The 1,316-nt window shown below is 63.8% G+C and carries 1 protein-coding gene; it reads right to left on the reverse strand.

What is annotated here, in order from left to right; genetic code table 11:
- Positions 1-1,056: IS110 family RNA-guided transposase (locus tag NKJ94_RS37350; protein WP_352532778.1), on the reverse strand; the 1,056-nt coding region annotated here is incomplete at its 3' end.
- Positions 1,057-1,316: the final 260 nt, after the last annotated feature.

Genomic DNA, 1,316 nt, shown 5'->3' on the forward strand with positions numbered 1-1,316 from the left:
CTTGCTCCCGGCCTTGAGTTCCACATCGCGCAGCTTCTTGGCATGCAGGGAGGGTCGAGCCCACGCGTAACTCTCGCCCTTCATCAACAGATGCCAGATCACGACAGAGAGTTTGCGTGCGGTTGCCACGGCCGCGACATGCTGCCCGCGCCGGGCTCGCACACGCAGGAAGAAGGCTCGCAACGGTCCGGGAGCACGAGCGGCCGCCCAGGCCGCCTCGACGAGCATGCCGCGCGCATGACCACGGCCCTGCTTGGTGATCCGCCCATGGTAGGCCGGACCTGGCCCGGACTGTCGGACGCTTGGGTTCAACCCGAGATAGCTCACGAGCTTCTGCGGATCGTCGAAGCGCGACACGTCGCCGATCGCCGCCTTCATCGCCAGCGCGACGGTCATGTCGACCCCGGGAATGGTCATCAGCCGCTTCACGCCTTCATCCGCGAGAGCCGAGCGGGCAAGATCGCGTTCGATGACCTGGAGGTCTTCGCCCAATCGGTCGAACTCGCGCAGATGCCGATCGATCGCGAGGCGCTCGTCCTGCGGCACGACCTGCTCGCTCAACCATGACCGGCCCTTAGTGCCGCACAGGTCGGCATGCGGGCAGGACGGGATCAGGTGGCTATGAAGGATCGACTGGATGACGTTCTTCAATCGAGACCTCTGCCGGACAATCTGATTGCGCCGTGTCACCTGTCGACGCAGAGCCTGCGTCGGCTCATCCGGAATCCAGACTTCCGGCAGGAAGCCGCTGGCATAGAGCTGCGCCAGAACGCTGGCATCGATCGTGTCCGTCTTGATCTTGGCATAGGCGATGATGCGCACCTGCTTGGGGTTTGCGATCACCACTTTCTTCACATGCGGCGCGACAACCGCGGCGGCCGAGGACGCGTTGCCCGTCGCCTCGATCACCACGACATCATCCAACGACAGCTTTGCGGCGAAGGCATCCAGCAGATCGCGCCGCATGTCGACACGACCCAGCCGCCTGAGCCTGCCGTCCTCCCAAGCTACCGCCTCGGCGAAGGCGCGATGGATATCCAGTCCGATGATGCGCATGCCCGTTCCTCCTTCTTGGCTCGGTCAAAGACGGGAGCTGGCGGGCAACACGACATCTACTGATCCGCGCTCGCAGCGCATCCGGGAAAGTCGCGAGGGGCGGCCATGTAACGAGCTCGGGCTCTCAGCCCACGGTCTATTGACGGCCTGCCTGCACCTTCGTGCTCCCGGTGCCCCACGTCCCGGATGGGCTCACCATAAGGCCGTTCCAAAACAAGAACAGCAGGACGAAAAGGCACCACAGATCACATACCGGATAA

It is taken from the genome of Mesorhizobium sp. M0060, from assembly GCF_040323155.1.
In the GTDB taxonomy this organism is placed as follows: domain Bacteria; phylum Pseudomonadota; class Alphaproteobacteria; order Rhizobiales; family Rhizobiaceae; genus Mesorhizobium.